General features: G+C 68.9%; 7 protein-coding genes and 1 pseudogene. 6 read left to right on the top strand and 2 right to left on the bottom strand.

Annotated elements, in window-relative coordinates:
• Positions 1 to 146 precede the first annotated feature (146 nt).
• A complete protein-coding gene (locus AC2VNT_RS07755) occupies positions 147 to 320 on the top strand; it encodes a hypothetical protein (RefSeq protein ID WP_486946300.1) in 174 nt (57 codons plus the stop codon).
• 102 nt (positions 321 to 422) lie between these two features.
• Here AC2VNT_RS07755 and nirD read toward each other — a convergent pair whose 3' ends face one another.
• A complete protein-coding gene (gene nirD, locus AC2VNT_RS07760; protein ID WP_486946301.1) occupies positions 423 to 800 on the bottom strand; it encodes a nitrite reductase small subunit NirD in 378 nt (125 codons plus the stop codon).
• Positions 797 to 3,376 (bottom strand): nitrite reductase large subunit NirB, encoded by a 2,580-nt coding sequence (nirB, locus tag AC2VNT_RS07765; protein WP_486946302.1) that lies wholly within the window; start codon positions 3,374 to 3,376, stop codon positions 797 to 799. The genes nirD and nirB overlap by 4 nt, the downstream gene beginning before the upstream one ends.
• Before the next feature lie 269 nt (positions 3,377 to 3,645).
• Between nirB and AC2VNT_RS07770 the strand changes: the two are divergent.
• From AC2VNT_RS07770 to AC2VNT_RS07790, 5 genes and pseudogenes are all read left to right on the top strand, one after another.
• Positions 3,646 to 3,864, top strand: a pseudogene (locus AC2VNT_RS07770) (Hsp20/alpha crystallin family protein); the annotation flags it as partial.
• A gap of 143 nt (positions 3,865 to 4,007) precedes the next feature.
• Positions 4,008 to 4,304: a hypothetical protein gene (locus AC2VNT_RS07775; protein WP_486946303.1), complete on the top strand. Its 297-nt coding sequence runs from the start codon at positions 4,008 to 4,010 to the stop codon at positions 4,302 to 4,304.
• Positions 4,305 to 4,372: 68 nt separating this feature from the next.
• The gene (locus AC2VNT_RS07780) at positions 4,373 to 5,203 is read left to right on the top strand and encodes a hypothetical protein (RefSeq protein WP_486946304.1); all 831 of its coding nucleotides are present in this window, start codon (positions 4,373 to 4,375) and stop codon (positions 5,201 to 5,203) included.
• Positions 5,204 to 5,267: 64 nt separating this feature from the next.
• Complete coding sequence (locus AC2VNT_RS07785; RefSeq protein ID WP_486946305.1) at positions 5,268 to 7,133, top strand: fumarate reductase/succinate dehydrogenase flavoprotein subunit; 1,866 nt, start codon at positions 5,268 to 5,270, stop codon at positions 7,131 to 7,133.
• An 82-nt stretch (positions 7,134 to 7,215) separates the two neighbouring features.
• Positions 7,216 to 7,562 (top strand): 2Fe-2S iron-sulfur cluster-binding protein (locus AC2VNT_RS07790; RefSeq protein ID WP_486946306.1); only part of this gene is annotated, 347 nt, incomplete at its 3' end.

Consider the following 7,562-nt stretch of genomic DNA (forward strand, 5'->3'; position numbering starts at 1 on the left):
GCCGGTCGAGGTCGACCTCGACACCGCCGCGGAGATCGCCTGCGACTGGCGCGACGGCGCCGTCTGGTAGCCGCTGACCCGCCCGCAGCCTGGGAGGCCGGCAGCACACACGTCGCCGGCCGCAACCTGATCTGGTCGCCGACGGCATGCACATCGCGTTCCATTCCTATCAGGCACACGGCACCGAGACACCGACGTTCTGGATCTTCGTGATGTCGTATTTCGTTGCGCCGCTGCTGACTTGGGCGATCTATCCGCGTCACCGGGCGGTGCCGGAAGCGGAGCAGACGCAGCCCGACCCGGAGTCGGTCCTGGTCTGACCGGGACGGCCAGCTAGGCATCCGTCGTCGGGGCGCCGACGCGCCGGGGTTGGTCTGCCCCGAGGCTACCGCTGCGGGCCACCCGGACAGGCGGTTTCCGGCTCAGGCCGCGGCCGGGTGTGCCGGTCGACGTTCGCGACCGACCTGGACGTAGCCGTCCGCGGTGACCCGGGTCGCGTAAACCCGCACCGAGAACCGGGGGTCATCCAGACAGCTGCCGTCGTCGAGGGCGAACAGCTGCTTCTTCAGCGGCGAGGCGACGGTCAGCCGACCCTCGTGGTCACCGACGATGCCGCGGGACAGCACCGCTGCCCGGAAGAACGGGTCGACGTTGCAGATGGCGTGCACCGAGCCGTCGTCGAGTCGGAAGAGCGCAGCCTGTTTGCCGTTGTCGAGCAGCACACCGACGCCGAGGCCGGGAATGAGGTCGTCGTACCTGCACGCGGTGGTCCAGACCTGAAAGCCGTCGGCCAGCGTCATGATTCCTCCTCCGTTGCGCTTGAACCCGGCACCTCGATCGGCAGCGGGATTTTACGTCCGTCGCGTTCGATGAACGCGACGGTGGGGTCTTCGGCGTCGGGGGCGTTGACGAACGACACGAAGCGGGACAGCTTCTCCGGGTCGTCCAGCACCCCCTTCCACTCGTCGGCGTAGTTGTCCACCTGGCGCTGCATCGCCGCCTCGAAGTCGGCCGCCAGGCCCAGCGAGTCGTTGCAGACCACGTCGCGGACATGGTCGAGGCCGCCCCCGATGGACTCGAGCCAGGGTGCCGTGCGCTGCAGCCGGTCGGCGGTGCGGATGTAGAACATCAGGAACCGGTCCACGTAGCGGAACACCGTCTCGGTGTCGAGGTCGCCGGCGAGCAACTGGGCGTGCTTGGGGGTCATGCCGCCGTTGCCGCCGACGTAGAGGTTCCAGCCCACCTCGGTGGCGATCACGCCGACGTCCTTACCGCGCGCCTCGGCGCACTCCCGGGCGCAGCCGGAGACCCCCATCTTGATCTTGTGCGGGGCGCGCAGCCCCCGGTAACGCATCTCCAGGTCGATGGCCATCTTCACCGAGTCCTGCTGCCCGTAGCGGCACCAATCGCTGCCCACGCAGCTCTTCACCGTGCGCAGCGACTTGCCGTACGCCTGGCCGGATTCCATGCCGGCATCGACCAGCCGGCGCCAGATCGCCGGCAGCTGGTCCACCCGGGCGCCGAACATGTCGATCCGCTGGCCGCCGGTGATCTTGGTGTACAGGCCGAAGTCCTGGGCGATCTGCCCGATCAGGATCAGATGCTCCGGCTTGATCTCGCCGCCCGGCACCCGCGGCACCACCGAGTAGCTGCCGTTGCGCTGGATGTTGGCCAGGAAGTGGTCGTTGGAGTCCTGCAGGGCGGCCTCCTCGCCCTCCAGGATGTGCTGGGACCCGGTGGAGGCCAGGATCGAGGCGATCGTCGGCTTGCAGATGTCGCAGCCGTACCCGGTGCCGTACCGCTCCAGCAGCTCGGAGAAGGTGCGGATGCCGGACGCCAGGACGATCTCGAACAGCTCGGCGCGGGACTGGCTGAAGTGCTCGCAGAGCGCCTTGGACTGCTCGACCCCCTCGGCGAGCAGCAGGTCCTTGAGCAGCGGGATGCACGAGCCGCACGACGTGCCGGCCCGGGTGCGGTCCTTGAGCGCCTGCACGTCGTGGCAGCCGTCGTGGATCGCCTCCACGACGGCGCCCTTGCTGACGTTGTTGCAGGAGCAGATCTGCGCCGCCAGCGGCAGCGACACCACGCCCAGCGCCGGCTTGCCCGCGCCGGTGCCGGCGGGGGCGGGGGCGATCAGCGCCAGCGGGTCGCCGGGGAGCTCTACGCCGACCATCGGTCGCAACACGCCGTAGGCGGAGGCGTCACCGACCAGGATGCCGCCCAGCAGTGTCTTGGCGTCGTCGGAGAGCACCAGTTTGGCGTAGGTGCGCTTCACCGGGTCGTTGACCACAACCGAGAGCGCGTTCTCGGTGACCCCCATCGCGTCACCGAAGCTGGCCACGTCGACCCCGAGCAGCTTGAGCTTGGTCGACATGTCGGCCTCGCCGAACTCGGCGGCGCCCTCCAGCAGCCGGTCGGCGACCACCTCGGCGGTGGTGTAGCCCGGCCCGACCAGCCCATAGCAGACCCCCTCGATGGCGGCGACCTCGCCGATCGCGTACACGCCGGGATCGCTGGTCCGACACGACATGTCGGTGAGCACGCCGCCGCACTCGGCGATGGTCAGGCCGGCCTCGCGGGCCAGTTCGTCACGGGGGCGAACCCCAGCGGCGAAGATCACCAGGCCGGCCTCGATGACCGTGCCGTCGGCCAGCGCCACCCGCAGGGTGGCCGACCCGTCCTGGTGCACGTCCCGCTCGATCGCCTCGGTGCCGACGCCGATGTGCACCGAGATCCCCAGGTCGGCGATGATCCGTCCGAGCAGGAACCCACCCGCGTCGTCGAGCTGCTGGGGCATCAGTCGCGGCGCCATCTCCACGATGTGCGGTTCCATCCCGGAGTTGCGCAGCGCATTGGCCGCCTCCAGGCCGAGTAGGCCGCCGCCGATCACCACGCCGGCCCGGGTACGCCCGGCGGCCAGGGTGCGCCCGATGTCGGCACGGATGCCGTCCAAGTCGTCCAGCGTCCGGTAGACGTGACAGCCGGGCAGGTCGTGGCCGGGTACCGGCGGCACGAACGCCCGCGAGCCGGTGGCCAGCACCAGGGCGTCGTAGTGATACCGCTCACCGTTTGCTGCCGACACCGACTTGGCCACCCGGTCGATGCCGGTGACCCGGGTGCGCAGCAGCAGCCGAACCCGCTCGTCACCGGAGTAGTCGTTCCCCGGTAGGGCCAGCCGGGACCGGTCCCAGCTCTCGGTGTACCCGGTGAGCCCGACCCGGTCGTATGCGGGGTCGCCCTCCTCGGCCAGCACCGTAACCCGCCAAGGGCTCTCCTCGGACCGGCTGCGCAGCGCCTCCACCAGACGGTGGCCGACCATGCCGTGTCCGACCACCACCAGGTCGCGCACCGCATCGGCGGTCCGAACTGAAGCCATGGCCCCGACATTAGGGAGGGCACATTGCCGACATGTCGCGTCATGTAACGGGCGTGTAACGACGTCCACCGAGTTTGCTGGGAAGCACTGGCAAAGTACCGCGCGGGCGTTTTCGCTCACAGCTGAGCTGGGATAGGCCGTTAGCGTAGTCGACTCAAGTTTGACCAAGTAGACGGCCGGCACTGGCGCCGGCCCGATACCCCACGAGGAGACATCAATGAGCAACCCGAGATTGTGGCAGCGGCCCTTCGGCACCGACCGATTGGCCGGTGTCGTCCCCGACCGGCTTCAGCCCCGCCGCCGAGGTCGGCAACGACGGTGACGACGCTGTCATCCGGCTGGAGCTGCCCGGCGTGGACGTCGACAAGGACGTCACCATCGAGCTGGACGCCGGGCACCCGGTGATCCACGGCGAACGGCGTGACGAGCACACCACCGACGACCCGGCGCAGGACGGGCGCACGCTCCGCGAGGTCCGGTACGGCACGCGCCACGTGCCGGGGGCGCGCCTTTCCGGCCTTGTTCGGGGCACCCCCCACGCGGACGTGATTTGTCTCACGTGCGGTTCGGGTCGGGGCTAGCATCGGGTGACGTACTGTGATCCGTAACACGCTTAGCTGAGGGAGGTCTGGTGTCGGGCGTCAGCGAACTCGCCGAACTGCACGAACTGATCGGCAGCCTGCGGCGCTGCACGACCTCGCTCAAGGCGCGGTTCAGTGACGTTCCCGGGATGCGCCGGATCGTGCTGGACGCCGAGCGCATCCTCAACGATGTCGAACTGCTCGACACCGACGCCGGCGAACTGGACGTGGAGCGGTGGGCCGCCCAGCACGCCCAGGAGAAGATCGCGATCCCCGACAGCGAGTACGACACCGAATTCTGGCGTGACGTCGACGACGAGGGTGTCGGCGGTCAGGGCAGGTACTGACCGAGCAGCGTGCCCCGGGTGCGGTCGTGTGAGCACCCTCCGACGAACCCAGCCGAAGAGGATCACAGATGAGCGCTCCCACCGCGAACCGCACTGCCGTCGGCGTCTCCTCGCCGACCCGGGCCCAGGTCGCCGCCCGGGTGCTGCGCACCGACCGGTGGTGGCTCTCGCCGCTGCGGGTCAACATCGGCCTGGACGCGTTCATCATCTACGCGACCGTCCGGGCGTTCTGGGGCAGCGGCTACTGGGTGGCCAAGTACCACTACCTGACGCCGTTCTACTCGCCGTGCATCAGCCGCTCGTGCGTGCCGGACTCCAGCCACCTCGGCCAGTGGTTGCCGGAGTTCCCGCGGTGGGTTCCGTTGGGCATGCTGGTGCTGCCGTTCCTGCTCTGCTTCCGGCTGACCTGCTACTACTACCGCAAGGCCTACTACCGGGCGTACTGGCTCTCGCCCGCGGGCTGCGCGGTCCCCGAGCCACGCGCCCACTACACCGGCGAGACCCGATTCCCGCTGATCTTCCAGAACAGCCACCGATACTTCTTCTACATCGCCTTCGGGCTGGCCACGCTGAACACCTACGACGCGATCGTGGCGTTCCACTCCGACACCGGCCCCCACGGCTTCGGGTTCGGCCTGGGCAACATCGTCCTGCTCGCCAACGTGGCGCTGTTGTGGGCCTACACCGGCGGCTGCCACTCCTGCCGGCACGTCTTCGGCGGCCGACTGACCCACTTCTCCAGGCACCCGATCCGGTACTGGCTCTGGTCGCGGATCAGCTGGTTCAACGGCCGGCACATGCAGTTCGCCTGGATCACCCTGGGCACGCTGGCGTTCACCGACTTCTACATCTGGATGATCTCGCTGCACCCCACCTGGGATCTGCGGTTCATCGGCTGACACCGGCCGTCGGACAACGGCGTGCGCAGGACCGGCTTGCGCGGGAAAGGACAGAAGGGAATTCATGGCTGAGGTCGAGCGGCACTCCTACGACGTGGTCGTGATCGGTGCCGGCGGCGCGGGTCTGCGCGCGGTCGTCGAGGCCCGCCAGCAGGGGCTGAGCGTGGCGGTGGTGTGCAAGTCGCTGTTCGGCAAGGCGCATACGGTGATGGCCGAGGGCGGCTGCGCGGCGTCGATGGGCAACGTCAACGCCAAGGACAACTGGCAGGTGCACTTCCGCGACACCATGCGCGGCGGGAAGTTCTTGAACAACTGGCGGATGGCCGAGCTGCACGCCAAGGAGGCACCCGAGCGGGTCTGGGAGCTGGAGACCTATGGCGCGCTCTTCGACCGCACCGAGGACGGGCGCATCAACCAGCGCAACTTCGGCGGCCACAGCTACCCGAGGCTGGCTCACGTCGGCGACCGCACCGGGCTGGAGATCATCCGCAGTCTGCAGCAGAAGGTCGTCTCTTTGCAGCAGCAGGACCACGCCGAATTCGGCGACTACGAGGCCAAGATCAAGGTCTTCCACGAGTGCACGATCACCGAGCTGCTCAAAGACGGTGACCGGATCTCCGGCGCGTTCGGCTACTGGCGGGAGAGCGGGCGGTTCGTCGTCTTCGAGGCGCCGGCGGTGGTGCTGGCCACCGGCGGCATCGGCAAGTCGTTCAAGGTGACGTCGAACTCCTGGGAGTACACCGGGGACGGGCATGCGCTGGCGCTGCGCGCCGGCGCGACGCTGATCAACATGGAGTTCGTCCAGTTCCACCCGACCGGCATGGTGTGGCCGCCGAGCGTGAAGGGGATCCTGGTCACCGAGGGCGTCCGCGGCGACGGCGGAGTGCTGAAGAACTCGGAGAACTCCCGATTCATGTTCGACTACATCCCGCCGGTGTTCAAAGGCCAGTACGCCGAGACCGAGGCCGAGGCCGACCAGTGGCTGACGGACAACGACTCGGCGCGGCGCACCCCCGACCTGCTGCCCCGCGACGAGGTGGCCCGGGCGATCAACGCCGAGGTCAAGGCCGGGCGGGGCTCACCGCACGGCGGGGTGTACCTGGACATCGCGTCCCGGCTGCCCGCGGCGGAGATCAAGAAACGGCTGCCGTCGATGTACCACCAGTTCCTGCAGCTGGCCGAGGTCGACATCACCAAGGACGCAATGGAGGTCGGGCCGACCTGCCACTACGTGATGGGCGGCATCGAAGTCGACCCGGACACCGGCGGGTCGGCGGTCCCCGGCCTGTTCGCCGCCGGCGAGTGCTCCGGCGGCATGCACGGCTCCAACCGGCTGGGCGGCAACTCGCTCTCCGACCTGCTGGTCTTCGGCCGCCGGGCGGGCCTGGGCGCGGCCGACTACGTCCGGCAGCTCGGCAGCCGGCCGGCGATCTCCGCGCAGGCTCTCGACACCGTCGCCGCCCGAACGCTGGCACCGTTCGACCGGCCCGCCGGCGGCGCGGCCCCGGAGAACCCCTACACGCTGCACGCCGAACTGCAGCATTCGATGAACGACCTGGTCGGAATCATCCGCAACGCCGCGGAACTCGAGCAGGCGGTGGCCAACCTGGCGCAGCTCAAGGCCCGGTTCGCCAACCTGGCGGTCGACGGCGGCCGGCATTACAACCCCGGCTGGCACCTCGCGGTCGACCTGCGCAACATGCTGCTGGTCAGTGAGTGTGTCGCCAACGCCGCGCTGCAGCGGACCGAGAGCCGGGGCGGACACACCCGTGAGGACCACCCGGGGATGGATTCGGCGTGGCGACAGACCCTGCTGGTCTGCCGGGCGGCCGGCGACGGGCCGATCCCGGACGTGGAGATCACCCGCGAGGCGCGGCCCGGGATGCGGGACGACCTGCTGGACCTGTTCGAGATATCCGAATTGGAGTAGTACTACACCGACCAGGAGCTGGCCGATCACCCGGGTCGGAGCGCGCTATGACCCGCCCCGACGACGCGGAGGAGCAGCACCGATGAGTTACGAAGCCCAGCTGCGGGTCTGGCGTGGCGACCAGGACGGCGGAGAGCTGCAGAACTACACCGTGGAAGCCAACGAGGGCGAGGTGGTGCTCGACGTCATCCACCGGCTGCAGGCCACCCAGACCCCGGACCTGGCCGTCCGGTGGAACTGCAAGGCCGGCAAGTGCGGCTCGTGCTCGGCCGAGATCAACGGTTATCCCCGGCTGATGTGCATGACCCGGATGTCGATGTTCCCCCGGGATCAGGCCATCACCGTGACGCCGATGCGGACCTTCCCGGTGATCCGAGATCTGGTCACCGACGTGTCGTTCAACTACGAGAAGGCGCGCCGCATCCCGTC

Source organism: Mycobacterium sp. TH-M15, from assembly GCF_057473705.1.